Origin of the sequence: Nocardia transvalensis (assembly GCF_015477765.1) — a bacterium.
GTDB lineage: Bacteria > Actinomycetota > Actinomycetes > Mycobacteriales > Mycobacteriaceae > Nocardia > Nocardia transvalensis_A.
The window spans coordinates 183,876-207,737 of record NZ_JADLQQ010000013.1; the positions used below are offsets into that span (position 1 = coordinate 183,876).

Here is a 23,862-nt window from a genome sequence, read left to right on the forward strand (position 1 = left end):
TGTCATGGCGTTCACCACCGTTCGCCGTAGGGCCGGCCGTGGTGGGGGACCGCGACGTTCGCGCTTGGACAGCCCGATCCGCACCGCGCCGCGGTGTGCGTGTCGTCGGGGGTGCAGCGACGGCAGCGCTGCGGGTCGCGGCTGCTCGGGGTGCGGTAGCTGTCGGGCAGGTAGGCCGCTTCCAGGGGAGCCGACATGCGCGTCAACGCTTCGGCGAGCCCGTCGGCGACCGACGCGGCCACCTGTATCCACGCGCGTGCCGACGAGGCCGCCAGGCGCGACCACACGATGCGCTCGCCTCCGGCCAGCACCGGGTCGTGCGGCACATCCACGATCCGGGTGATGCCTGCGTGTTCGAGCGCGCCGACGATCGCCTCGCGTGCGGCCGGTTCGCTCCCGGACTGCGTGGCGAGGGTGACCACCGCTCCGGTCACCAGGTCCCGGCGCCCGTGCGCGGCGATCGTGTCGAGCATTGTCAGCGCCATGTAGGCCGCGTCGCGGCGGCATACCAGGGGCACGACCAGCTGAGTGGCGTTATCGACCGACCAGGAGAACGGTTCTGCTCGCTCGTTGTCGCCGCTGTCGATCACCACCATGGACCGGTGCCGTCTCAGCACCGCCATGATTGCCGCGCACTCGTTGCGCCCTATCATCTCGACGCGGCCGGACTGATCCGAGGCCAGGACTTCGTCGAGAGTGGGTTGCAGTCGCAGATACCGCGCCAGGCTCGAGGCGTCGGCGGCCGGGGAGCACAACGCGCGTGCATTGGCCAGCACGTCGACCACGGTCGGCTCGGTGTCTGTGGTTACTGCGGCGCGCACGGCGAGGGTGCCGCGGGATTCGTTGGCGTCCCAGGCCACCACGCTGCCGCCGCGGTGCACGCCGAAGATGTTGGACAGCAAGATCGTCACCGGGGTAACTCCGCTGCCGCCTTTGGGGTTGGCGACCAGAATCACCGGGGTGCCCGGTAATGGTTGCCGGATCCGTTCGACCGCGCGCCGGTAGGCGACCTCGCTGCCGTCGCGAGGCGGACGCAGCCGTGCCCCGAACGCGTTGACCCGGCCGCGCCAGCCCCATTCGGCCGGGTCGGTGTGTATGCCGTCGGCGTTTTTGAGCACGACCGGGCGAGCCCGGTGTCCATCGTCTCCGGGAATGGTGTCGGGCCGCAGGTTGTATTGCCCGACCCCGTATGGGTCCGGGATCGACTCCGCCGGGTCGCCAATCGCATCGTCGGGATCGTCCACGGCACTGTCGGGCTCCGACGGCCCGCCCGATACCGGGCTTGGACGCAGGCGCTGGCGGCGCAGGTCTACGATCGCCTCGGCGTCGTATTCTGTTGTGCCGCCCTGGGCGTTGGCCGTTTCGGTGTCCTCCGACATGTCGTCCGGCTGGGCTTGCTGCTGGTGTTCGGTGCTCATCCGAATCTCCTGACTGACGGGTTGGAGCCGACAACGCTCATGGGGGCGGTTCTGACGACGTCGCCTGTTTGCGGGGCGTGCACGACGGTCCCTTCGCCCACGTAGACGGCGACGTGGCCCGGCGCGGGCCCGGCGGGGAAAACCAGGTCTCCCGGTTGGATCGCCGAGTCGGGTACGGGAGTCCCGCGCGGGTCTTCGGCTTGTTCCTGGCTGGTGCGCGGCAGGATGATCCGGCCTCCGGTGGCGACGGCGACCGCGCGGCTGGTGAGGCCGGAGCAGTCGAATCCCGGCGCTCCGCCTTGGGCGGCAGTGGGTCCGTCCGGTCCGCCGCCGCCCCACACGTAGGGGTGTCCGCGCCAGCGCATCGCCTCGGCGACGATCGCCGCGCCAACAGAGGAACCGACCGATTCGCTGCCGGTGAACGCACGAGCGGCGGCCGGGATGGCGCGCACGTATTTGCGGGTCTCGTCGTTCTGGCAGACCTGCCCCTGACGCAGGGTCTCTCCAGCGCCGCAGTTGAACATCGACAGCCACAGTTCGGTGAGGTCGCCGCGCAGTTTGCCTTCTGCCAGGCCACGTTTCGCGATGCCGGCCAGCTCGCAGTCGTAGCGGCCCTGGCTGATGACCGCGTCGGGGATGCTGCGGGGATCCTTACGGCCGTCGCCGTCGGCGTCGACGCCGTGTGCGTCCCACGTCCCGGGCATGAACTGGGCAGGCCCGACCGCGCCCGCCGAGCTGCGCGCGTCGACGCTGAACCCGGACTCCTGTTGCAGCTGGGCGGCCAGCAGCGGCGCAGTCACCTCAGGGCACAGTGCGGCGGCGCGGGCGATCCACGGCTCGAACGCCTCCGGTACCGAACCCGCCTTCAGCCGCGCGGCGCCCGGCGAAGGACCACACCCGCTGCCGTAACCGGATCGCCCGATCAACCCGCTGCGGTTCGCGATAAGATCCGCGGCGTCCGTCGCGGTTCCGCCCGCGCCGCGGGCGGCAAGCCACCGCATCGGATCGGTGTGTTTGCCGCCGGATAACCGTCCCCCGGGCACGACTTCGAAATGCAGATGCGGCCCGGACGATTCGCCCTCGCTGCCGACGTCGGCGATGTGTTGGCCTGCGCGCACGGTGTCGCCTTTGTGGACGAGAATGCCCGCGGCCGACATGTGCCCGTAGACCGTCGACACGGTCCGACCGTCGCTGTCCGTGGTGTCGATGACGATCCAGTTCCCGAACCCGTCGGCTGGCCCGGCCTCCACCACCGTGCCGTCGGTGGCCGAGTAGATAGGCGTGCCGGCTGCGGCAGCGAAATCCTGTCCGCGATGGAACTCTCCTCCCCGGGGCCCGTACGATGAGCTCGGGACGAAAGTGCCTGCTGCCATGGGCATCACGACGCGGCCGGTCCCACGAGATGTCTCGCCTCGGGGCATGTTGGGAAGACAGTTGGGGTCGGTGTGTCGGGATCGTCCGGAGACGATGATCAGCATGACGACCGCCACGACGACCAGTCCGATGACCATGATCGCCTTGCCGGAGGTCACCGTCATGTCCGTGCTCATCACACGACTCCGACCTGCCGGATACGCCCAGCGAACCACTCCGTCAGCCACGTAACAGCGGTGCGCCCGGACTCATCGACGACGAATCGGTCGTAACCCTGATGCGCGCCCGAGGCGAAAAACGATGCAGCCGAGACGCCGTCGGCGACCAGCTGGCCGAGGTCAGCCGCGCCTTGCGACGCGCCGTTGACCAGTGACTCGGCTAGGCCCGCCAGGCTCGACGCGCCGCCCATCGTGGCTGGCAGTTCACCCGACTGCGGGGTGTCCAGCGCCGCGGTGGGAGTCTTGGCGGCCCCGGTCAGTGTGTTCACCGCGGTGGTGGCGAATCCGAGCAGGGTCGGGATCAGGCCGACGAACCGCGCGCCGATATCGACGAGGTTGCCGCCGCCGGTGATCGCTTCGGCGATGCCCCACAGTTGTTCTTGAAGCCCGCCGACCTGCAACGCCAGCCTGACAACGTCCAGGTTCCCCAGCATGCCGACGATCACCGACGCGATCTGGGCGACACCGTGCGGGTCGGGGATCAGGGCCAGCAGGCTCGACACCATGTGCAGGTCGACCCCGGCGGCCATTTTCACCAGCGGGTTGCACAGGTTGTTCAAGGTGCCGAACTGCTCATGCAGGCCACGGACTTTCGCGGGCAGATCGATGCCGCCGTCCGCGACTACTGTGGCGATCTGGCGCAGGGTGTCCAGGATCTTCGGGACGTTGGTGGCGAAGTCGAGGGTGTTGGTCGCGACGTTGACCACCTGCTCGAACACCGTCGACGGTTTCAGGATCGACAGCACAGTCGTGGCCTGCGACAAGGTGTCCGCTGGCATCGCGGTCAGCGGCGCAGTCGAGGACGCCAATGCGTTCGCCGGGTCGGCGACATCGGTCGCGGAGGCTCCGTCAGCCTGACCGGCGTGTGAGGCGATCGCAGCCAACGAGTCCAGGGCGGTACCGAGGTTGCTGTTCTTCGCGGCGGCCAGCACCTGGCTCGCGTGGTGTTCGGGCGAGCTGGCCGGTGCTTGTGCCAGGCGTTCGGTCACCGACGGATTGCCGCTTGCCCAGCGGACCAGATCGGCCAAAGACCGCAACGTGTCCTGCACCGCCGTGACCGCGCCCGAGTCGATTCGTCCGGACAGCGCTTGCGAGACAACCGCATTGAGATTGTCGGCGAGCTTCGAAAGATCGCCGCGTCCGAAATCGGACATCAACGACTGAGTCAGTGCCTGCAGCTTCGCCGCATCGACGCCGGGCGCACCAGTCTGATCAGTGTTGCCTGTCGGGTTGTCGCCAGCGGGTGGTGGTTCGGCGGGCGTGGGCGCGCCGGGTTGGTCGCTTCCGCCGGTGAGGATGCGGCCCAGGCCAGCCAGGATCGGGTTCGTCGCGGCGTTGGTGTTGCAGTATTTGTCCCGTGGGTCGCATATTTGCGCGGTCACGGCCGACAGTTGGCAGAACCCACCGGGACGCGGTCCCGCGATGCCGTGCCCGTCCAGCCGAGGGCCGACGACTTTGCCGCCCGCCGTGCCTTGTTGCGGGTCGGCGATCAGCCCCACCGCGATCACGCGGTCCGGCGGGATCGGTCCTTTGCCGCAGCCAATGCTCGCGGCGAGGTCGCCGATGACGTCGGCACCCTGGCTATAGCCAGCCAGCACGAACTTCGCAGCGCTACAGCGTCCAGCGATATCAGTGATCTCCCCGGTGGCGGCCGTGATGCCGGTAGCCTCACTGGCGCCGTAGCTCATCCCGCGGTCCCACGCCGACGCGCTGTAGCCGGGGAATCGAGCCAGAAACCGGTCACCGAACCGGGCGGCTAGTCCGGTGCCCACAGGCGCGAGCAACCCGATCGGGCCTGCGGGGTCGGCCTGCGAGTTGGTTTCCCACGTGCCGGGCACGAAGATCCCCGCCACCGAGGGGCATCCCGATCCGCTCGGGTGCGCCGGTGCAGGGGCGGGTGCGGCGACGGCGGGCGTCGTGCCGGCGAGTACTGCGGTCGCGGCGAGCGCCGCGATCCAGATTGCGGGGGTGACGATCGGTCGCTTCACAGGCCGACTCCCATCACGATGTCGGCGTAGGCCGTGGTGGTTGAGGAATGCAGCTGGTCGACGCAGATAGCCACCCCGCCCGCCAGATGCGGGTCGTAGGGGACCTCAAGCACGTCGCGCACCCAGCCGCTCAGGCTTCGGCGGATCTCGTCGGCAAATGAGTCCGTTCGCTGATCCTGGTGCGTCACAACAACTGTGGTGTCGGCGACGACGTCGTCGCCGAGGTTGTGGGCCAGCCATTTCAGGCTTGCGAACAATCGGTTCGCGGTGCCGCGTCGGGCCGGGGTCGCGACGATCAGGCTGGTGCGGCCGTCGCAGATCAGCGGCAGCAGCTGCCGCGCCGAGACGTGCCCGCCGCCGTCGTAGATACCCAGATACCCCGACATCATCAGCAGTCGCGCGATCGTGCCGATCGTGGCTCGTGCGGGCAACGCTGTGTCGTCTCGCCACAGCAATCCCGCGCCGATGCTTGACGAGATCAGCAGTTCGCGCGTGATCGACGTTGCGCCGTCGGCGATTTCGGTCAGCCACGCTTGCAGCGACATCGGCCGCATCAGCTCGTCTGCTCCGCGCACGCCGAGGTCGCCGCCGGAGGTGGTCGCATCGACGGCGACCGCATCCCAGTCCGTGGTGGCGCCGATGGCCGCCGCCAGTCCCAACGCGATGGTGGTCGCGCCTGCCCCGCCGCCAGCCCCGACGACCAGGACCGCGGGAGCGATCTGCTGTGGGAAGGCTTGCTCTTCGAGTTCGAATGCGGCGCTCATCGCGGCGTGATCCCCGTGATCAGGACCCGACCGTCCACGACGGTGGTGGTCACGGTCTGCCGGTACACGATCGGTGCACGACCGGGGCGGGTCTCGGTGAGCTCGACCTGCCAGGAATTTGGTCCCGACGGGTCGACGACGACGCAGAACCGGGTGTCCGCCGGGATGGTGTCGATGCCGGCCTGAATGGTCTCTGCCGCAGGCACATTCGCATCAGGGGTGGTTACCGCTCGTGCGGCGATCCCGGACCGCGTGACGTAGTAGGCGGTCTCGAACGCCATCACGGCGCCGGGGCCCGAATCGGTCCCGCCGCCGCCCGAGCCGCGGACGGTGTGTCCGGTAACCACCGGCGTCGCAGGGCAGTCGCCGGCCGCCTGCGCGGCACGATCTTGCCCCGAACTGTCCAGGTCGGCGGCAAGCGGAGAGCGGACAGGCGCAGCGTTTCGGTCAGTGTCGTGCAGGAATACGCCCACGGTGACCGCACCTGTCACCACGAAGGCGCTCACCGCGGTCAGCGCGACCCTGCGACCACGAGTTCTAACGGCATCGTCGCGGGCTCGCCGAGACTCGACCTGCGTCCAACGAACGTCGAAGTCCTCGACCAAATCGGTCGGGTCGCAAACTTTACTGCCATGTGTGTCGGCTTCAGCGAGGTGGCGCAGCTCCGCCGCAGCGCCTCGGTCCAGATCCAGCGCAGTGAGGAACCGATCCAGGTGTCGTTGCGTGGTGGTCATCGCCGAACCACCCATCGGTGCTGCGTCGCAGGTCGGCTCAGTTGTCCATGTAGCTGTTGCAGCGCCTGCCGCGCGGGCTCGACCACCTGATGGACCAGCGATGGGGCAGCATCGACCAGCCACTGAACGTGCCGTCTCCCCGGCGCGAACTGGCGGGCGACCTCGACGACCGTTCCACGGACCTGACTCACCACACGCTCAGCGCCGGACACTGTCCCGCCACTGGGTATGACGGGCCCCGTCACATCCGATTGACTGGGCGTGACCCCGACCTGGCCGGTATCGGCGACCGCGAGACCGCCGCACGCTACGGTGACAGCCAGCGGCAACACACCGGCAATGACGACTCCACGACAACGACGTTGATCGCGACTGGACTTCCGCATCGGCGGACCCACTTCCACGGCGATCCCGCTGGCAACCGCGAAAACCGCAGGCGATCAACGCCGTTCGCGGCACACGATGCTCGAACAGGATCAAGGCGAATGCGCACCGACCAGCGGCCCCGACGCAACAACGCCGGTCACCTCACGTGTCGGGAAGCCACAGCACAACCACGCGCTCACCGCGCTTTCCGTGCTCTTGTGGCGCTACATCCGGATCCGCTGCCAGCGATCACCGGGAAACCCTCGAGAAGAGGGCGCACATCCAATGTAAGACGGATCACTCAACCGCGCAACCTTTAAGCAAATCCCCAGGTCGGCCTCCGGTTCTGGCGCGGGGTGGCGAGCAAAATGACCTGCAGCCCTCCCCGAGGACCGTGCCGGAGCCACCTCGTTGACCGATTGTGGCGGGGAGCACCGGTAGAAACACCGGACGCGGCGGCGATTTCGGCGATCGTCCGTGAAAAAACGTGGGTCATCCGGCCGCGTTCGGAAGCGGGGGAAATCATGCCGACAGGCCGACTTTCCTACGCGAACGCCGGAAGGCTTCAGTCGAACACGGTTGGCAGTTCCGGTTTTCGCCAATGATCGTGGAGCAATCGGATCTGGCTTTCCAGTACCCGCGTTTTGGATAGTTCGGGCAGCTCGTCGATCGAAAACCAGCCGATCTCCATGGTCTCTACCGGACTCGGTTCACCGTGCGACTCGATCTCGCACAGGAAGAAGAGTTTGTAGACGTGGTAGGGGAACACCGGCTCGTGCCCTTGGACGTCTCGATCAAGTAGAGCGGCCAGCTTGTGGGCACGAACGACAAGTCCGGACTCCTCTTGCACCTCACGTTCGATTGCTTCGGACGGCGGCTCCAGGATGTCGCACCATCCCCCGGGCAACGTCCACCGTTCGTCACTGCGGTCACGGATCAGCAGTATCCGGCCTCCATCGTCGAACACGCCGCCGCGGACGTCGACCTTCGGGGTCATATATCCCTCTTCGAGCGAGACAATCTTGTCCAGCTCGCTCGGGATGCCTTTGCTGATCAGCGCAAGCAGGTCGATGGCGATGGTCTTGGTCTGCTCGTACCGTTGCCTGTCGAAGACATCGGTCGCGAATACGAGGCCGTTGTTGGCGATCGAAGCCAGTGTCAGCGCGAGTGTGCGGATTTGTGTCTCGGTCGATGATTGCGAATCATCCATTCCGCTTCCCTTCGAATCCATTTCCTTGGTCTGTCACGTGGTGGGCCTACGTGTAGGGCAAGTTCAGCGAACTGATCGTTGTGACGCCGTCGCGTAAGCGAATCTGCTCTGCTGCTGCGGTAACGTTGAGGGCCGGTGGTCTCCGAAAAGGAGCGCCGCCACCCCTTCCAGTTACCGATCGGGAGTTCAAAGGCTCATCCGGTACGTCGTGGATTCGCGCGGTGTGAACCCAAGGTCCCGGTACAAGTGGTTGGCGACGATCTTGGAGGGGGTGGATGTCAGGTCGACCGTCCGTGCTCCGCGCTGTTTCGCGATGCCCAATGCCGCAATGATCAGGGCTTTTCCGGCACCTTGTCCCCTCGCAGTTTGATCCACCACTACGTCCTCGATCCGGGCGCGTAGACCCGTAGGAATTGTGTACATCACGAGGGTCAGTGCGCCGACGATGGAGCCGCCGATGCGTCCGACGAGCAGTTGTGTGCACAGGCCGGTCACGACGGCTTCGAGCCTCTGCCGAGTGAGAGGCGATGCGGTAGCGGACAGTTGTGGCAGAAGGTTCGCCAGAGCTGCCAGCGCCTCCTCGCTTGCTTGTGCCACGACCTCGATCGCGACGGGTACAGATCCATCCGGCAAGGTTGCGAAATCCTCCTTGTGTGATACACGGTCGTGATTGTTTGCTGGACTGGACCGGGGTGCTCAGCGTAGCTGGGGATGCACCGACTCCGGGTGTGTATCCATAGTGAAGTTGTATGTCCTCGATGGACTTCTATCTGGGACCGATCGCCTGCGTGGCTACGAATCGCTTCCGTCAGCAGGCGAATCGCAGGATTTCGCAAGTCGGCTGATGGCGGTCGCGATGGTCTTGTCCTCCGATTTGAAGATGGCGCTGGCGGCGACGAGTGTGTCGACGCCGGCTGCGATCACCTGGGGTGCGGTGAGGACGGTGATGCCGCCGTCTGCGATCAGTTCGACGGTGTCGAGATATCGGTCGGTGAGACGGGCGCGCAGGTCGCGGATCTTGTTGGCGACGGCGGGGTCGAATGTGCTTGTGCCGGGCTTGCTGGTCATTAGGATGATGAAGTCCAATCGGCCGAGGTAGGGGTCGAGTTGTTCGATGCCGAGGTCGGGGTTCAACACGAGACCTTTGCGGACGCCAGCAGTTTGGAGGGCGTCGAGAGCGGCGTCGATGTGGGTCGCTGCGTCGACATGCATCGAGACGCGGTTGGCGCCGATCCGTATGAGGTCGTCGACGTAGCGTTCGGGTTGCAGGGTTTGCAGGTGGACGTCGAGCTGCATGCGTGTGTGGTCTCGGATTGCGGCGATGGTGCGGATGCCGAAGTTGATGTCGTTGGTGTAGTGGCCGTCCATGACATCGAGATGCAGGTACGGTGCTTGGCTTTGTTCGACTTGGTCGATCGCGGCGCGCAGCTCGAGCGGATCGGCTCCCAGCAGTGCTGGTGCGACGAAGACGGTCATGCAGGTATCTCCTTGGGTGCGGTGATTGCGGTGTGCAGGCTGTGGCAGACGTATTCGATCTCGGTCTCGGTGAGGTCTGGGCGGATCGGAAGGCATAGCGTGTTGGTTGCCTGGTAGTCGGCGTGGGGGAAGACGGCGTCGAATTTGTTTCGGGCGAAGGCGGGTTGGCGGTGGATGGGGACGGGGTAGCGGACGACAGCGTCCACGCCGTCGGCGCGCAGTCGGGTCAATACAGCGTCTCGGCCCTGTACAGCCACGTGGAAGAGGTGGTAAACGTGATCGCCCGGAGGTGACGGTGGTGCTGGTGTCGTGATCCCGCTGCGGGCCAACGCTTCTGTGTACCGGCTGGCGATGCGTTTGCGCTCGTCGTTCCATTCGTCGAGATGGTCGAGTTTGGCGTCGAGCACGATCGCCTGGATGGCGTCCAGCTTGGAGTTGACCCCGAGGGCGACATGGTTGTTTTGCCCGTCCTGGCCGAGACCGCGCAGAATCCGCACGGTGCGCGCGATGTCGGGATCGTTGGTCACCAGGGCACCGGCGTCACCGGCGGCGGCGAGGTTCTTGCTGGGGTGGAAGCTGACGGCGGCGATGATGCCGAAGGTGCCGACTCGCTGGCCTCGCCAGGTGCAGCCGACGGCTTGGGCGCAGTCCTCGATGATCGCGATTCCGTGTCTGTTCGCGACCGCGGTGAGCCGGTCCATGTCGAGGCTGCGGCCGAATAGGTGGACGGCCAGGATCGCCCGGGTTCTCGGCCCGCAGGCAGCGTCGACGGCGTCGAGATCCATGAGGTAGGTGTCGGGTTCGCAGTCGACGAGTACCGGAGTGGCTCCGACGGTGGCGATGGCCAGGACGGTGGCGTGGAAGGTGTTGGCGACTGTGATGACCTCGTCGCCGGGACCGATGCCGAGGGCGGTGAGGGCGAGCGTGAGGGCGTCTGTGCCGGTGTTGACCCCGACCGCGTACTGGGCGCCGAGGTAGTCGGCGAAGCGGCGTTCGAAGCGGTCAACGGACTCCCCCAGCACGTAGTTTCCGGTGGTCAGCGCACAGCGGATCTGTTCTGCGGTGGCGGGCAGATTCTCGAATTGGGCGGGGTAGTTGTATCTGGGGACCTTCATTTCGACTCCCGATGCATTGGTGGGTGGATTTGCACGAGCGTCTTGCCGAGGACTCCGTTCGGCGCGCTGGTGGTGAGGTAGTCGGCAGCCTCGTCCAGCCCGACAACCCGCGTGGTCAGGCGTTGTGCGCATAACGCGAGAGACCACTGGTCGCCGGGTGGCTTCGTCAGCAGGGACAGGGCTTCGAGGAAGTCGTCTCGCGTCGCTCCGTAAGTACCGGCCACGACGGCACGCGTGCTGCCGCTTCGGATCCGGTAGGTCAGCTGGTGGCGCCGCACCGGGTCGATGTCCACCCCGTGCAGGCGGGTGCCGCGTTGGGTACCGGCGAACAACAGCAGCACCCCGTCGTCGGCGAGCATCCGCAGGCAGGTGGCCAAATGGTCGGATGTGGCGGCAGCAGTGGCCAGAATGACCCGGCTGAACGATATGTCGTTGCGGTGGGGGATAAGGACTTCGGACGGTAGCGCGTCGTGGTCGAGGAGAAATTCGATGCGCTCGCGGTGGGGGTTCAGCAGCACGCACGGCTGGCCTTGTGCGACGAGCACAGCGCTGATCAACGTGCCGGCCATGCCCGCGCCGACAACCGCGACCGGAGCTTGTGCTTCCAGCCCGAGTTCGGCGGTGACCCGGTGCAGGCGAGTCACGCAATGCACCGCGCACGCCAACGGCTCGCCGAAGACCGCGATCCGGTCCGGGATTCCTGCAGGGACAGGGACCAGCGCGGCGCGCAGTTGCGTTGGGGCAGCGGTGAGTTCGACGAGTTCGGCGAACCCGGAGGTCCGTCGGGCCAGTGTGGGGTGGGGATCGAACAGGACAGTTCGCCCCAGCAGGGAGGACAGTGACGGCGGGGCATCGACGACGGCGCCTACGATTTCGTGGCCGAAGTCGCGGCGGCCGAACCGCACGCCGCTGATCTCCCGCAGGTCCGACCGGCAGACCCCGACCACATGGGGAGCGAGGAGCACTGTGGCGTTTCGACCGTCCAGTGTGGTGTCTGCGACGGTTGCGCTGGTCAGGAATGCGACCCGGTCATGGTGCTCGATGCGTCGGTAGGTCGTTCTGACGGGTCGGGTCATTGGTGGCTCCCGAGCTGGTCGATGACAGTGGCGCCGAGATCGACCGACCGAGCTCGCTGTGGCATGGTCAGATCGACGACGACCTTCACGTGTTCGCCGCAGGACCTGTCACGCTGGGCCATCAACGGGATCCGATGCGCTGCCTCGTCCAGGGAAACCACCTGGGTAATCAACGTCCCGTAACGGGGACTCGCGGTAGCCAGGCGCCGCTGGGCCTGGTGGATGTGCGTCGCCGAGGTACCGCGGTGACCGGTGAGTCGCAAACGCTTCCCACAGCTGGTGACGGTGCTGGTGACCACTGGGTCACCTCGCCCGCACACGTTGGCGCGTCGCACCGCGGACAGATCGTTATTAGGGAGCGCCGGATGGTGCAGCCCGGTGGGGATTCCGCCGAACAGGTCGAGGACTCCGTCGTCGGCCACGCTGTTGACGGCCTGTTCGATCGCTGCGTTGGCGGCGTCGCGGTGGACGCACACGACGGCGCCGTCGGCGCTATCGGGTGGTGCGGTGTCTGTGACAGTCGCCGATCGCAGCACACCCAGTTCGGTGATGAATCGCAGGCGCTCGTGGCGCGGGTGTACCAGGTGTATGCGGTATCCGAGATCTTCACCGAGCATCGCCAGCAGCAGCGCAGCTGATCCGCCACCGAAGATCACCACCGACCCGGCGGGGTGCAGGTGTGCTCGCATCAGTTCCCAGGCGTAGTGGGCGGTCGCTGTGGGCTCGACAAGTGGGCCGAGATCGACCGGCAGGTCGCTGTGCGCGGGAACGACGCTGTGAGAAGGGATCTCGTCGACGAGGTAGTCCCGGAGAATCCCGTCGTAGCTGTGGCCGAGAATCACGTCTTGGTTGTCCGGGTCGACCGGATTGAAGATCTCGCAGGGCCCGCCGTCACCGAAGCGGCCACCGAGCCTCATCGCGATACCCTCGTGGCCGAGGATTGTGGCACGGTCGGAACGGACCCCGCGTTGCATCTGCAGATCGGTCCCACACACTCCGACCCGCAGGATCCGTCGCACGACCCCGGTCCCTGGATGGAGGTGGTCGATGCTGCGCCGCAGGCGGAGGCCGCAGTTAGCACGCACGAGTGCACGATTGTCGAGGGCGGGCGGCAGCATCTGCATTCACACTCCGCACAGTTCGGTATGGATCGGGCGCAAAGCTGTGGCGGCGGTCATCAGTTCTTCTCGTGAAATGTCTTGGGCGAACACGGCTGTGCCGATCTTGGTGAGCAGTGGAATGTTCTGGTTGCCGTCACGATGGCGGGTCGAGTCGGCCAGCCCGGCTTGCAGGATGTCCTCGGTGAGGCAGGCATGGCTCAGGGGCAGCCCGAGATGGGACATCAGCGTGATGATCCTGGTGAAACAGTCGTCATCGATGAGTTCGCGGTGCAGCGACACCAGGCACGACAGCGCGATGTCGATCGCGACGGCTTCGCCGTGATAGAGCTTCGGTTTCGCGGCCAGCTCTAACGACGGGCTGAAGGTGTGTCCGAAGTCGGGCAGGCGCGCGAGGTTGTCCTCCCACAGGTTCGGTTCCAGCTCCTCCAAAATGGCGGTGATCGCTGCATCGATGATCGGGCCGCTGACTGTCGTGTCGGTCCGGAATCCGCGGGCGGTGGCCCACTCCCGCTCGACACGGTCGAACAGTCCGCTGTCTTTGACCAGCGCGATCTTCAGCACCTCGGCCATACCGTTGGATATCTGGCGGTCGGGCAGAGTTGTGAGAAAGCTGGGGTCGACGATCGTTTCCGATGACGCGAAGTAGGTGCCGAGGCGGTTTTTGCGGCCGTTGAAATTGATTCCGGTCTTGACGCCCACGGCGGCGTCCACCATGCCGAGCAAGGTGGTCGGCACACGGACGTAGGGCACACCGCGGCGGTAGATGCTCGAGGCGAACCCAACCACGTCGGTCAGGACACCGCCACCGATCGCGACCACGGCGTCGCGGCGTCGGCTGAGCCCGAACTTGTCGTATTCGCGGATGATCCGGCTCACCGTATCCGAGTTCTTCGTGCGTTCCGTGGTGTCGATCGGGACCACGGTGCAGTTGGAGGTGTAGGTGTCGAAGTAGGTGGTGATGCGGCTTCCGAACAGGCTCATCACGGTGGTATCGACGAAGACCAGCGTGCGCCGATTGCCGATCCCGACCGCGTCGGCCAGGTCGCTGTTATCAGGATCCAGGCACCGCCGGGTGCGGCGGATCCGGTACGAAATCGTCTGCGTCGCATCGACAGCCCACATGCGGTCCACGTCAGTGACGCCTTCCCCCATACCGCGCACTGGCAGGTAGTGACTGTTGGCGAGCGAAAAACCCCGCGCCGCGCAGCGGATCGAGACCATCGGACTCCCAGCGCGAGATCCGGTCGCGGAAAACGCTCGGTTGATACGTGGATACGAGATACAGGCCGTCGGCCTCCATGGTCCGATACAAGCTGTTCATGTAGTGGTCCTGCAGCGCGTCGACAACGCCGCCGGACAGGAATATGTGGTCTACACGAGCATCGATCGCCAGCAAATACAGCAGCGCTCGCGCCAACGGGGCAGTGACGTAATCGAGGAACGACATCGCCGACGGGTGATGCGCCTCCAACGCCGTCCGCAGGTGCTCAAGATGCGAGACGGCTCCGGTCTCAGAGTCGTCGGCGATCCCGAGGATGCCCGCCAATTGCGACAGCAGCCGTTCGATCGCCTTTCCGGCCGCGATCGCTGACACATGCCCGACCGCGCCACAATCGCACACCGGCAGGTCGACTCCCGCGAGTACCGTCACCAGCGCCGGTAGATGCCCGATTTCTCCCTGGACCCCGTGCTGTCGATCCAGCGGTATCTCACCGGAGACCACATCGACTGTGCGAGCGGCGATTCCGCTACTCACCGTGACGGCGGTAATCACCCGCAGACCGCTCTCGCGGACATCCTGTCTCGCGGTGATCGCCAGCGCCAGGCTCGTCACATCGTTGACGACCCACCAGTCCAGTCCGGGCGCGGCGCCCGCGAGCGCGGCGCGCAAGTCGTACGGGTCGGTGCAGTCACCCCATAAGGGAGCACTGGCCAGGACCTGGCCGGTATGCCCATTCGTCGCGGCCCCGATGGAGATGCCGACAGTGCGGAGGTCGGGCTGGCGCTCCATCAGGCGGCGGGTCGTGCCGAGCAGGTACTTCACCATGAGGTCGCGGAGGGTTGCCGCATTGCTGCCCGTGCGCGCCTTCGTGACTGCCTCATGCTGGTCCTGGTCGGCGAGCCGGTTGTCTGTTGTCAGGATCGCCGACCGCCACCAGGTACCACCGAGGTCGAACACGATCACCGGCCTGTCGTCGGTTGGCGCCGGGCGCATCTCAATCCCTCTCCGGCCGAGCGGCGGCATCGGCGAAGACGTATCCGTCCTCGCCGAGGACGAGGGCCGCCGGCACCGGCGCCGCGCCCGGCTCGGGTGACAACACCGAGCCCAGGGCTGCCCTTTTGCTGGCACCAGTGGCCAGTAGCACGCGTGTCGGGATCGCCCGGAGGTAGTCGAGCCCGAGGCTGATCCGCGGTTCGCCGTGATAGAGGGTGGACACCACACGGTCGCCTGTACCTGAATGCACGTTGTGGCTGAACAACGAAGCCGTATGGCCGTCGACCCCGAGACCGAGAACAGCGATATCGGGGCCTCCGTCGGCACGCAGCGCGGCAAGCTGTGCGGCATAGGCCGCAGCGATACTCGCGGCATCACCGTTAACTGGTATCGGATGCCATGCGGCGAGATGCTCGGGGCTGTCGAGGCCGAGCGTCGTTTCGATCAGAGCGGCCGTGCGGCCATCCGCGCTAGCGGTCAACCGCTCATCGGTTTGAACGAAATGTACCTTCGCCCAGTCGATGTCGAGACAGCGGAGCCGACGATAGGTCGGCACAGGAGTCGATCCTCCCGCCAAAGCGATCAAGCATTCTCCAGTCGCTTCAATCGCTGAATGCGCCTGTGCCGCAATAAATTCGGCCGCCGACACCGCGACATCATCGGAGGTGTCGCGGAATACGCACGTAATCGGCACTTTCCCTCCCAATAGGATTAAAGATCAACTCGGCAGACGTTCGCCTACGAAGCGGGTCGCTTCATTTGCCGTCCAAACAACCGTTGCACCTGGGTCGGTTCGTGACACCTGCCTGACGGTTCGACAACCATCCGGTCTGTGGGCTGGGCTGGCCTGCTGTTTTCCGGTAAACGCTCGAATTGCCCATCGTGATGGGTAACCTGAGTGGGCCGTGGATGTTCCGGGTGTGGAGGGCTATGCGTCGTGGGAGCCTCATCAAGGCCGCCGAACTCGACTCCTCAGCTCAATCAACCGTTGACCCCGCAGGCGCGGGGCCGGGAGATGGCCGCCGTGGGCAAGAAGCTGTGGACCACGTTGGGCTCGGTAACACGAGCGGCGACGGAACTGATGGCGCGGTACCCGGATGTGCCGAGTTTGCAGGCATATCGCTACGCTGCCGGTCTGTCCCAGGACCAGGCCGCCGAACGCTACAACGAGGTCACCGGCAACCAGACAAGTCTCGGTGGCACCTCGATCAACGCCTGGGAAACCTGGGCTCGCGGACGGGGACGTGGTTCGCCTCCCTCGTTGTCGAGCGTCCTCATTCTGTGCACCGCATACGGTCGTGGTCCCCTCGGTGTGGCCGAGGAGCAGATCTCGCCAACCGAATTGATCGCCGAAGCCTATGAACGCCTACCGATCGAGGACCAGCTGTCCCTCCGACAGTTCACCCTGGACCTGCGGCGACCGGATGCCCCTCGTAAACCGGCACATACCACCTTGTCGACGCCGGAGCTTCTCGCGGGTGTCTCGGGTGGACAGGCCGGACAGGTGGGCGAGGAGTTCATTCTGTCGGTGCCCACGGTCGAGTACGGCAATCCCGACATCTGCGTGTTCACCTTGCCCAACCCACGTCCAGGCCAACTCTTAGACTTGACCTGGGAGACATTCGGGCACGGCGTCGAACGCCTGTCCACGCAAATCAAAAATGTCGGCAGACGCCTCGACGTCGACGCGTGCTTCGGCGTCAACGAGGCCGGCCTCGTGATGGCCACCTTCTTGGCATCGTCGAGGTTCTCCCGCTGCAAAATCGGCTACCTGCGCTGCAACAAGATCCGCGACGGCATCGACCTGGACGGCGCATCATTCTTCCCCGACACCAAAGACACCCCAACCATTGTCATCTGCGACTTCGAGGTCAAACACGCCGACGTGATCGGCTACCTCGCACGCCAGCTCAGGGTGAAATACCCCAAGGCCGACCTCTATTTCGCCGTGTTCGGTGCCATGACCAAAAGCCGCGACCTGAAAGTCGACAACTTCGACGATCTGACCGGCGCGAAAATCATGCGCGCAGCTGGCCTGCGAGCCGTCTTCATCGCCGCCACCATGAACCCGCCCGGTATCGAGCCCCCACTGGAACTGCGATGACCCAACGAAAGGCAAACCACCCGATGACTGCCCCGAGCACCAGCATCGACCTCGCCCAGTCCATCGCCGACCTGGTCCGCCAGATGATCACCGAAATCCGGCCCCGACTGATCGAGGCCGCCCTGACCGGTCGCCGCGCCGAGAGTGAAAACCTGCGCCACACCGACAACTTCCTCTCCGACTACGACCTGTGGATGCACCAGCGCTACAAGCAACTACTGGTCCAGCTCATCCCCTCGTTCGTCTACGCCTCCGAAGAAGCCGACCCCGAAGTCATCGGACCAGAGACCGACCCCGACCTCTGTGTACTGGTCGACCCGCTCGACACCAGCGAGCTGGCCGTGCGCGGGCTCTACGGCTACACCCACATCATGATCTACTCACGCGCACGAGCACGCCCCCTCCTGGCCGTGGTCGGCGACATCTTCCACCACATCCAGATCTACTTCGCGGCAGTCGACAACACCGGCACCGACCGGGCATTCGCAATCACAGCGGACGGCAACCAACACGTCCTCGACCAACCCTCACACGCAACCCTGTCCGAAGCATTGGTCACCAACTACCTGATGCGCCCAGCCCAACGATTCCAGCCCCTCGCGCAGCAACACAAATTCTTAGAGGCACTCGGCGCCACGTCCAGCAACGGAAAAGCCAAGGGGCGCATCGGGGTTGACTTCGGGTCCGTCGGCCTGTGCCATGTAGCGGCCGGATTCTCCGACGCCATGATCGAATTCGCAAAAGGCTTCGCAATCTGGGACCTATCACCAGGCCACTACATCCTCCATGCCGCTGGCGGCGTAGTGGCAGACCTCCACGGGACGCCGATCCCGCTGGACTACGGACTCGGCTCGATGACAGAAATCAACCAGGCGATGAACCAGCGGAAGAAATTCATCGCCGCCGGAAACCCAGACCTCGCCGACGAAATCCGGGCAGCGCTTCATGCATGAAAACGCGCGACGCTGGCCATCCGCGCGCCTTCGCTTCGGTGTCTGCCCTAACCGGGATTGCCGACCCGTGGGTAGCGTTCGGGGATCGATCGTTTGGCCTGGGCGCATGGAGAGTGATGCGGTGGGCCGGGATTCGGCCGCGCAGATAGTCGATCTTCATCACAGGGGCGATTGCTCGACCAGCCAGTCCACTGTCACCGCGATCGCCTCATCCTCCCGCTCCCGCCCATCGAACCCGTGATCCGAGCCGGCAACAGTGTGCAGCTGCGTCCCCGGCCGAACCCGAACAGCGTCAGCCGCAACGGAATACGACACAGAAGAATTTCTGTCACCGTGCACGACCAGCGCCGGCACACGACTAGCCACGAACTCCTCCAGCGGCCGATACCTGGCAAACTCCATGAACAACACCCGGCCCAGCTCGAACTCGCCATCAACACGGAGAAACCCGTTCTCCTGCAAGGACTTCTGCTGAGCCGGACCAAAATTCTCAATGCCCCACGACAATTGGGGCTCCAAGAACGTATGCCGAAGATCCAGCACAGGATTCCACAACACCAGACGACGCAGACCAGACTCTAGCCACGGTAACGCTAGCGCGGTCGACACCGCACCGAAACTCGCGGCAACGATCGATATCGGTCCGGTGAACCGTTGACGCACAAAGCCGATCGCGGCCTGCAAGTCCAAGCACTCACCGGCGATCGTCACACCACGCTGAGTACCACCACTGTGGCCATGACCACGGAACGAGAAGCGCGCCACGTCGAATCCGGCCCCGGCCAGCCGGGCGGCCAATCGCACGAACATCCCACCGCCCTCGTCCATGTCCACCGCAATCCCATGCACGAGAAGAACGGCACCACGACGGCCCACATCTGCTGCCGCATCGTGCACGGCGGCATCCAGCTCAAGACCGTCTATCGAATACAGGTGCGGGGCGTCACCAGCAGGAGTCACAAGCGGTGACGGTAGCAGCCCATATCACGATCCGGACCACTGTTGGCCGCCGCAGCGTGAGTAGCGCGGAGTGAAGGGCTTAGGCCGCCAGCCATGCCCGAGGCAGTGCGGGTGGCGGGAAAGAACATGCCTTTCCAGCGCTGACTACCGTTCGTGCGCTGCGGGCTCGATCGGACGCAACAGGCGGGGACATAGAGATGTTGCAGACGAACACCCGGTCCGACGATTTGACGAGCGGATCAGCCCCGGAAGGTCAGTGACCATCCGCCCCGACAACCGAATTCACCGCAGCCATCACTGAACCTGGCGCCAACGTGTCCACGATCGCATCCGGGCAATACTGCGCAAGTTCGTCACGGCCGATGCGGTGCGCCACTGCCACCACACGGAACCGCGCGCGGCGGGCGCAGGCGATGTCGTTGGGTGCGTCACCGATGATGACGGTCCTATCGGGGTCGAGTTCGCCGCCATAGCGGTCCGCAAAGCGCTGGCCGACCACCGCGGGCAGATCGAAACGATCTCGCGCATCCGAACCATACGCACCGATGTTCCAATCGACCCACTGAGCCAGACCCGCGACTTCGAGCTTCATCTGCGCGGCCGGACGCAAATTCCCGGTCAACACCGTCTGGATATAACCCCGACTCTGCAGCGCCTCCAACGACTCCGCAGCACCCGGGTACGCGGGCTGGTCGCGCGCCAGCTCCTGCTCCCCCTCCCTCATCACGTCTGCCAGGACGATATGGAAGCGTTGAACACCGTCCTCGGCCGCCTCTGCCGAAAGACCAGAAGCGATCGCCGTGTCGACCACGATGGACTCGTCCGTGTATCCGTGCACCCGCTTCGACGGAAAGAGGACGTCCTCTTCCTGCAAACCGTAGGTGCGAGCGACAGCCCTACGGAGCCAACGCAGATCGGCCGGAATCAATGTGCCGTCGACATCCCAAATGACAAGTCCTGCGCGCCTCTCGACCACGCCGCGATTCTCGCAGAGTTCACGCAAACGAACTCTAGATCCGCCGCCAGCGACCATCACCAGTGCGACCGGAGATTCTACAGGGTCATCCGGACAAGGCGGCGCTCAGCCTCACGAGCTTCGACCGGTCCCTGACCCACCGTTTACATCACCGGGGGCGCGCAAGGCTCGATCCAGATCAACGTCATCGTGCAGCGGCTGCTGCCGTGCTGCTGCAGCGCGCCAACGTGATTCATCAGTGCGGTACGGCGTCGATCACCGACCTCACCCGGCATGCGAAGACCCTGGATCCGGACCTGGCTGGGCGCTACCGGGTGACCGCGTTTATCGGGATCGAGCTGCCGGACGTTCTCACCCTGGCCGACGTGGTGATCTCACGAGGCGGGGCCGGCACGATCGCCGACCTGACCGCGGCAGGAAAACCAGCGCTGCTGATCCCGCTCGCCTCAGCAGCCGGGAACGAGCAGGCGTACAACGCACAAGTCCTTTCCGATGCCGGAGCCGCCGTCGCGCTACTGGATGAGGTGACATCAGATAGTGTCCGAGCAGCACTGACCCGCTACTCGAAAACCCCTGCAGTCGAGTTGGCCTCGCGGCACATGCTCGGTTACAGGGTCGCCCCGATGCCGGGCACCAACTTGCCGAGGTAGTCATCTCGGTCGCCAGAAATCTTTGACAATCCGGCGGCGGCGGTCGGCACCCCGGCTCAGGCCGCCACGAACTCTCCGGTCCCGACCGCTGCGGTGAATGCACGCCATTCATCCGGCGTGAACAGCAAGGTCGTGCCATCAGCGGCGGTCAGCTGAGCACTGCCGTCCTGCTGGATACCGATGGTCGGCAGTCCAGCTGGTCCCAGTGAGGCGGTCCCGGCAGCGAGGTCGAGGAAGGCAGTCCAGTGGGCCAGGGGTATGGCGATGATCGGCTGCTGCTGGGGGTCGTTGGCAGGGTTTCGCAGGTACTTGCTGTCACGCATGAGCACAACGCCATCGTCGAACTGGATCTCGACGCAGTTGGTTCCTTGGGTGGAGAGCGAGGATTTGAACCATCCGGTTCGGGTCGGGCGGTTGGTCGTGCTCATGCTGGTTAGCCTATCTCACGTGCTGTTTGCTTGATGAGGGCCAGCGAGTCGGTGCGGTTTAGGGCCGTCGACTCCATCTGCGAGAAGCTGATATTGAGTGCCCGCACCTTTTCGCTGTCTTCGATGAATCCGGGTATGACTGGAAACTCGTGCCACGCCAGGGTCGGAAGGACAGGCCCGTCGAAGTCGAACAGGTAGAACGTCGCGCCGCCCAGCGGAAGACCGCCGCGCGCCGTGAAGGGCAGGATCCGCACGTCGACATTCTCGTGATCTTCGAGAAGTTGGATCAAATGGTTTAACTGTCCTTTGAGCACTTCGGGCCCGCCTACCTGCTGTAGGAGAGCGGCTTGACTCATGACGCAGTTTAGTTCGACCGGATCGTCCCCGCCCAGGCGCTCCTGCCGTTTCATGCGGACTTCGACACGCTGGTCGACTTCAGCCTGCCGGATAAAGGTCGTGTCCGTCGACATCAACGCGCGGGCATAGTCTGCGGTCTGCAGCAAGCCGGTCACCATGAGGCTTTCGTAGATCCGGACGCTCTCAGCGCCGTACTCCATGCCCCACAACCGCATCGTCTCCTCAGAGAACAGGGCACCGTATCGGTGCCACCAGCCTCGCTCCTTACCCGCAGAACGGAGCGCGAGGAGCTCGGACTGTTCCTCGGCGTCGAACTCTAGGACGGAGAACAGCATCTTCAGCTTGTCCTCCGGGATGAGGCGGCGATCGGTTTCGAAGTGAGACCAGTACGCCTTGGCGATGCCGAGCGCCTTGATGATCGAGGCGACGTCCACCCCGAGCTGTTCCCGCCTGCGGCGGATGCGCAGAACGAGTTCCCAACGAGCAACGGTCGGCGACATAGGTGCCATGGCCTCAGCCCTCCTTCGTACCGCTAGCGACCATACCGCAATTCCGCCAAAGAAACTTAGTAGGCATATTGATCTGTAGCGTATACACGTCTACGCTTCATGTGACGGCCACCACAAGGGTGGAAGGCGTTCGGATCCGGCTCGCCGGTGGATCGAGGAACGATGTCTGTGCAGGTGGATCAGGCGTGGATCGTCAGCGACCGCAGTGAGCATCGAGCCAAGTCGGTCGGCGACGGCGATTGGGTGGTGTCTTTCCTGCCGGGACGCACGCTGACGAAGGAGCAGGCCATAACCGCCATCCAGATCGCGGAAATGGCCACGGCGACAGCAGCACTCGCGCAGTGCGTGGGCCTCACTGCGATCGAGGCCGTCCAGCTAGCCGTTATCGAACCGCCCTGGGGCTCCCCCGTCCAACGCGTTACGCACGGGTGGGCATTCAGTCTCCCGAATGCCTTCTGGCCAGGCAGCAAACGCGGGAACTCGCCAGCTCAGTGACCTAATCCATCGACAAACCAGTGTCTCACGGCAGCCCGGGAACTATCTGCTGCGATCCAGTTGGGGCGCTGCTTAACAGCATCACGGAGTTCTTATGAGTCCCATAGTGGTTTCGGACGTCCACAGACGCGTCCTGGACTTGGCGGCTTGCCGTCAGCAGTATATGGCGGCATTCGGTTGCGCCCCCTTCCTGAGTCCCACGACCGGCGCTCTGACGTTGATGTCGGATCAGTACGCCGCCGTGCTGACCTCGAACCGGCGCGGTGAGGAGATAGCCAAGGTGTTACACCCGCGCACGGTGCCGGTCGTGGCGGCGCGCGCGGTGTGGATGTTCATCACCGCGCGGCCTCTTGCCAGCGACAACGTCGCGGCGATGATCGACACCCTGTACGGCCACCCAGGAACGCTCCTGCTGCTACCAGGAGACGAAATCCCTCTTCCCACACCGGGTTCCGATCGACATCGGTGGATCACGACCGGGGATGTCCCGCCTTTCGGCGACATCGTCGATGCGACGGTCCGAGTCGTTTCCAAGGAGACACGCCGATGATCGAGAGGGAGCTGACCGAGCTGCAGGTGAAGGTGATTGCGGCGCTGGCCGATGGTAAGCCGCACACGTTGGTGCAGTTGGCCAAACAGCTCAAGAGGCCGGTACCGGCGCTGCAGGCGACCGCGACGTGGCTGACCCATCACGGTTATCTCAAGCGGGTCAACACCTACAAGCTGGACGAGCAGGGCCAGCAGGTAGCGGCGAAGCTGCAGGGGAAAGGGGGCACCCCGTGACCCCCGAGGCCCTCGTTTACGGGCTGGCCGGGTTGGCGTTCGCCGCGATGATCACGCTGGCGGGGTGGATCACCGGGTTGGGGCAGCCGCCTCGCCACAGCGCTCCGGTCGTGGACTGGCCACGCAAGAACCCCGACGGAACCATCACCCGCCCGGTCGTCGAGCGCACGATCACCCAGCGCAGGGGCAAACATCCGACCGAACCGTTACCGATACCTACCCGAGCACGCTCCGGCGAGGTTGCCGCGCTGCGGCGGCGCTTCCAACCCGCGACTACACCGCCGCGCCGGACCACAGCCGCCGAGCCGGGCAGCGGACCTGTGCGGAGGCGGTGAGCTGGTCATGGCCGACGCCGCAGCCGAGGACCCCGACGATGAGGATGTTCATCTTCGGGTGCGGCTGGGCGAAGTGGCCTTCGACTACCGCGCATGCGCGATCGCGGCGTGGCATTTCCTCCACGATTGGAGCCGAATCCATTGCGAGCCAGCCGAAGTCATCGACGACACCCCCGAAGCCCTGCAGAACCTACGCCGCCTGCCTTGCGAGCGCCTGTTCCTGGGGCCTTAGCCCAC

General features: G+C 65.1%; 26 protein-coding genes. 8 read left to right on the plus strand and 18 right to left on the minus strand.

Features of this window, described 5'->3' with window-relative positions:
- Positions 1-11: 11 nt before the first annotated feature.
- The 14 genes from IU452_RS32325 to IU452_RS32390 all read right to left on the minus strand — a co-directional run bounded on the left by IU452_RS32325 (position 12) and on the right by IU452_RS32390 (position 15,769).
- Positions 12-1,418, minus strand: coding sequence for a MinD/ParA family ATP-binding protein (locus IU452_RS32325; RefSeq protein WP_195113006.1), 1,407 nt, complete (start codon positions 1,416-1,418; stop codon positions 12-14).
- On the minus strand, positions 1,415-2,968 hold the full coding sequence (locus IU452_RS32330) for a peptidoglycan DD-metalloendopeptidase family protein (RefSeq protein ID WP_195113007.1): 1,554 nt from the start codon (positions 2,966-2,968) through the stop codon (positions 1,415-1,417). The genes IU452_RS32325 and IU452_RS32330 overlap by 4 nt, the downstream gene beginning before the upstream one ends.
- Entirely contained in the window at positions 2,968-4,998 is a 2,031-nt protein-coding gene (locus IU452_RS32335; RefSeq protein WP_324192960.1) for a cutinase family protein, read from the minus strand. The genes IU452_RS32330 and IU452_RS32335 overlap by 1 nt, the downstream gene beginning before the upstream one ends.
- A complete protein-coding gene (locus IU452_RS32340) occupies positions 4,995-5,762 on the minus strand; it encodes a hypothetical protein (protein ID WP_195113009.1) in 768 nt (255 codons plus the stop codon). The genes IU452_RS32335 and IU452_RS32340 overlap by 4 nt, the downstream gene beginning before the upstream one ends.
- A complete protein-coding gene (locus tag IU452_RS32345) occupies positions 5,759-6,496 on the minus strand; it encodes a hypothetical protein (protein WP_195113010.1) in 738 nt (245 codons plus the stop codon). Before IU452_RS32345 ends, IU452_RS32340 begins: the two co-directional genes overlap by 4 nt.
- A gap of 931 nt (positions 6,497-7,427) precedes the next feature.
- On the minus strand, positions 7,428-8,072 hold the full coding sequence (locus IU452_RS32350; RefSeq protein ID WP_228819128.1) for an NUDIX hydrolase: 645 nt from the start codon (positions 8,070-8,072) through the stop codon (positions 7,428-7,430).
- Positions 8,073-8,258: 186 nt separating this feature from the next.
- The gene (locus IU452_RS32355; protein WP_195113012.1) at positions 8,259-8,705 is read right to left on the minus strand and encodes a GNAT family N-acetyltransferase; all 447 of its coding nucleotides are present in this window, start codon (positions 8,703-8,705) and stop codon (positions 8,259-8,261) included.
- 159 nt (positions 8,706-8,864) lie between these two features.
- Positions 8,865-9,548, minus strand: a complete 684-nt coding sequence (locus IU452_RS32360; protein ID WP_195113013.1) for a ribulose-phosphate 3-epimerase — start codon at positions 9,546-9,548, stop codon at positions 8,865-8,867.
- Positions 9,545-10,663, minus strand: coding sequence for a DegT/DnrJ/EryC1/StrS family aminotransferase (locus IU452_RS32365; protein ID WP_195113014.1), 1,119 nt, complete (start codon positions 10,661-10,663; stop codon positions 9,545-9,547). Before IU452_RS32365 ends, IU452_RS32360 begins: the two co-directional genes overlap by 4 nt.
- Positions 10,660-11,739, minus strand: coding sequence for an MDR/zinc-dependent alcohol dehydrogenase-like family protein (locus IU452_RS32370; RefSeq protein ID WP_195113015.1), 1,080 nt, complete (start codon positions 11,737-11,739; stop codon positions 10,660-10,662). The genes IU452_RS32365 and IU452_RS32370 overlap by 4 nt, the downstream gene beginning before the upstream one ends.
- Positions 11,736-12,656, minus strand: coding sequence for a dehydrogenase (locus IU452_RS32375; RefSeq protein ID WP_195113016.1), 921 nt, complete (start codon positions 12,654-12,656; stop codon positions 11,736-11,738). The genes IU452_RS32370 and IU452_RS32375 overlap by 4 nt, the downstream gene beginning before the upstream one ends.
- Positions 12,657-12,863: 207 nt before the next feature.
- Positions 12,864-13,982: a sedoheptulose 7-phosphate cyclase gene (locus IU452_RS32380; RefSeq protein ID WP_228819173.1), complete on the minus strand. Its 1,119-nt coding sequence runs from the start codon at positions 13,980-13,982 to the stop codon at positions 12,864-12,866.
- A gap of 10 nt (positions 13,983-13,992) precedes the next feature.
- The gene (locus IU452_RS32385) at positions 13,993-15,075 is read right to left on the minus strand and encodes an ROK family protein (RefSeq protein WP_195113018.1); all 1,083 of its coding nucleotides are present in this window, start codon (positions 15,073-15,075) and stop codon (positions 13,993-13,995) included.
- 1 nt (position 15,076) lies between these two features.
- Positions 15,077-15,769, minus strand: a complete 693-nt coding sequence (locus tag IU452_RS32390) for a 6-phosphogluconolactonase (protein WP_195113019.1) — start codon at positions 15,767-15,769, stop codon at positions 15,077-15,079.
- Positions 15,770-16,099: 330 nt separating this feature from the next.
- On the opposite strand from IU452_RS32390, the gene IU452_RS32395 reads away from it, so the two are divergent.
- Together IU452_RS32395 and IU452_RS32400 are read left to right on the plus strand one after the other, a co-directional pair.
- Entirely contained in the window at positions 16,100-17,179 is a 1,080-nt protein-coding gene (locus IU452_RS32395; RefSeq protein WP_195113082.1) for a helix-turn-helix domain-containing protein, read from the plus strand.
- Positions 17,180-17,202: 23 nt separating this feature from the next.
- Positions 17,203-18,132, plus strand: a complete 930-nt coding sequence (locus IU452_RS32400) for an inositol monophosphatase family protein (RefSeq protein ID WP_195113020.1) — start codon at positions 17,203-17,205, stop codon at positions 18,130-18,132.
- A 159-nt stretch (positions 18,133-18,291) separates the two neighbouring features.
- On the opposite strand, the gene IU452_RS32405 is transcribed toward IU452_RS32400, so the two are convergent.
- Entirely contained in the window at positions 18,292-19,092 is an 801-nt protein-coding gene (locus IU452_RS32405) for an alpha/beta hydrolase (protein WP_324192962.1), read from the minus strand.
- A gap of 253 nt (positions 19,093-19,345) precedes the next feature.
- Entirely contained in the window at positions 19,346-20,068 is a 723-nt protein-coding gene (locus tag IU452_RS32410; RefSeq protein ID WP_324192963.1) for an HAD family hydrolase, read from the minus strand.
- 206 nt (positions 20,069-20,274) lie between these two features.
- Between IU452_RS32410 and IU452_RS32415 the strand changes: the two genes are divergently transcribed.
- Positions 20,275-20,718: a glycosyltransferase gene (locus tag IU452_RS32415; RefSeq protein ID WP_324192964.1), complete on the plus strand. Its 444-nt coding sequence runs from the start codon at positions 20,275-20,277 to the stop codon at positions 20,716-20,718.
- Positions 20,719-20,774: 56 nt separating this feature from the next.
- Here the strand turns inward: IU452_RS32415 and IU452_RS32420 are convergent, their stop codons facing one another.
- Both IU452_RS32420 and IU452_RS32425 read right to left on the minus strand, forming a co-directional pair.
- On the minus strand, positions 20,775-21,146 hold the full coding sequence (locus IU452_RS32420; protein ID WP_195113021.1) for a DUF397 domain-containing protein: 372 nt from the start codon (positions 21,144-21,146) through the stop codon (positions 20,775-20,777).
- Between the two features lie 5 nt (positions 21,147-21,151).
- Positions 21,152-22,012, minus strand: a complete 861-nt coding sequence (locus IU452_RS32425) for a helix-turn-helix domain-containing protein (RefSeq protein WP_195113022.1) — start codon at positions 22,010-22,012, stop codon at positions 21,152-21,154.
- Positions 22,013-22,174: 162 nt separating this feature from the next.
- Between IU452_RS32425 and IU452_RS32430 the strand changes: the two genes are divergently transcribed.
- The 5 genes from IU452_RS32430 to IU452_RS32450 all read left to right on the plus strand — a co-directional run bounded on the left by IU452_RS32430 (position 22,175) and on the right by IU452_RS32450 (position 23,857).
- Complete coding sequence (locus tag IU452_RS32430) at positions 22,175-22,507, plus strand: hypothetical protein (protein ID WP_195113023.1); 333 nt, start codon at positions 22,175-22,177, stop codon at positions 22,505-22,507.
- A gap of 94 nt (positions 22,508-22,601) precedes the next feature.
- Entirely contained in the window at positions 22,602-23,057 is a 456-nt protein-coding gene (locus tag IU452_RS32435; RefSeq protein WP_195113024.1) for a hypothetical protein, read from the plus strand.
- Positions 23,054-23,290: a hypothetical protein gene (locus tag IU452_RS32440; RefSeq protein WP_195113025.1), complete on the plus strand. Its 237-nt coding sequence runs from the start codon at positions 23,054-23,056 to the stop codon at positions 23,288-23,290. Before IU452_RS32435 ends, IU452_RS32440 begins: the two co-directional genes overlap by 4 nt.
- Positions 23,287-23,625 carry a hypothetical protein gene (locus IU452_RS32445; protein ID WP_195113026.1) on the plus strand — a complete coding sequence of 113 codons (339 nt, stop codon included), beginning with the start codon at positions 23,287-23,289 and terminating at the stop codon, positions 23,623-23,625. The genes IU452_RS32440 and IU452_RS32445 overlap by 4 nt, the downstream gene beginning before the upstream one ends.
- Positions 23,626-23,632: 7 nt before the next feature.
- On the plus strand, positions 23,633-23,857 hold the full coding sequence (locus tag IU452_RS32450; protein WP_195113027.1) for a hypothetical protein: 225 nt from the start codon (positions 23,633-23,635) through the stop codon (positions 23,855-23,857).
- Positions 23,858-23,862 lie beyond the last annotated feature (5 nt).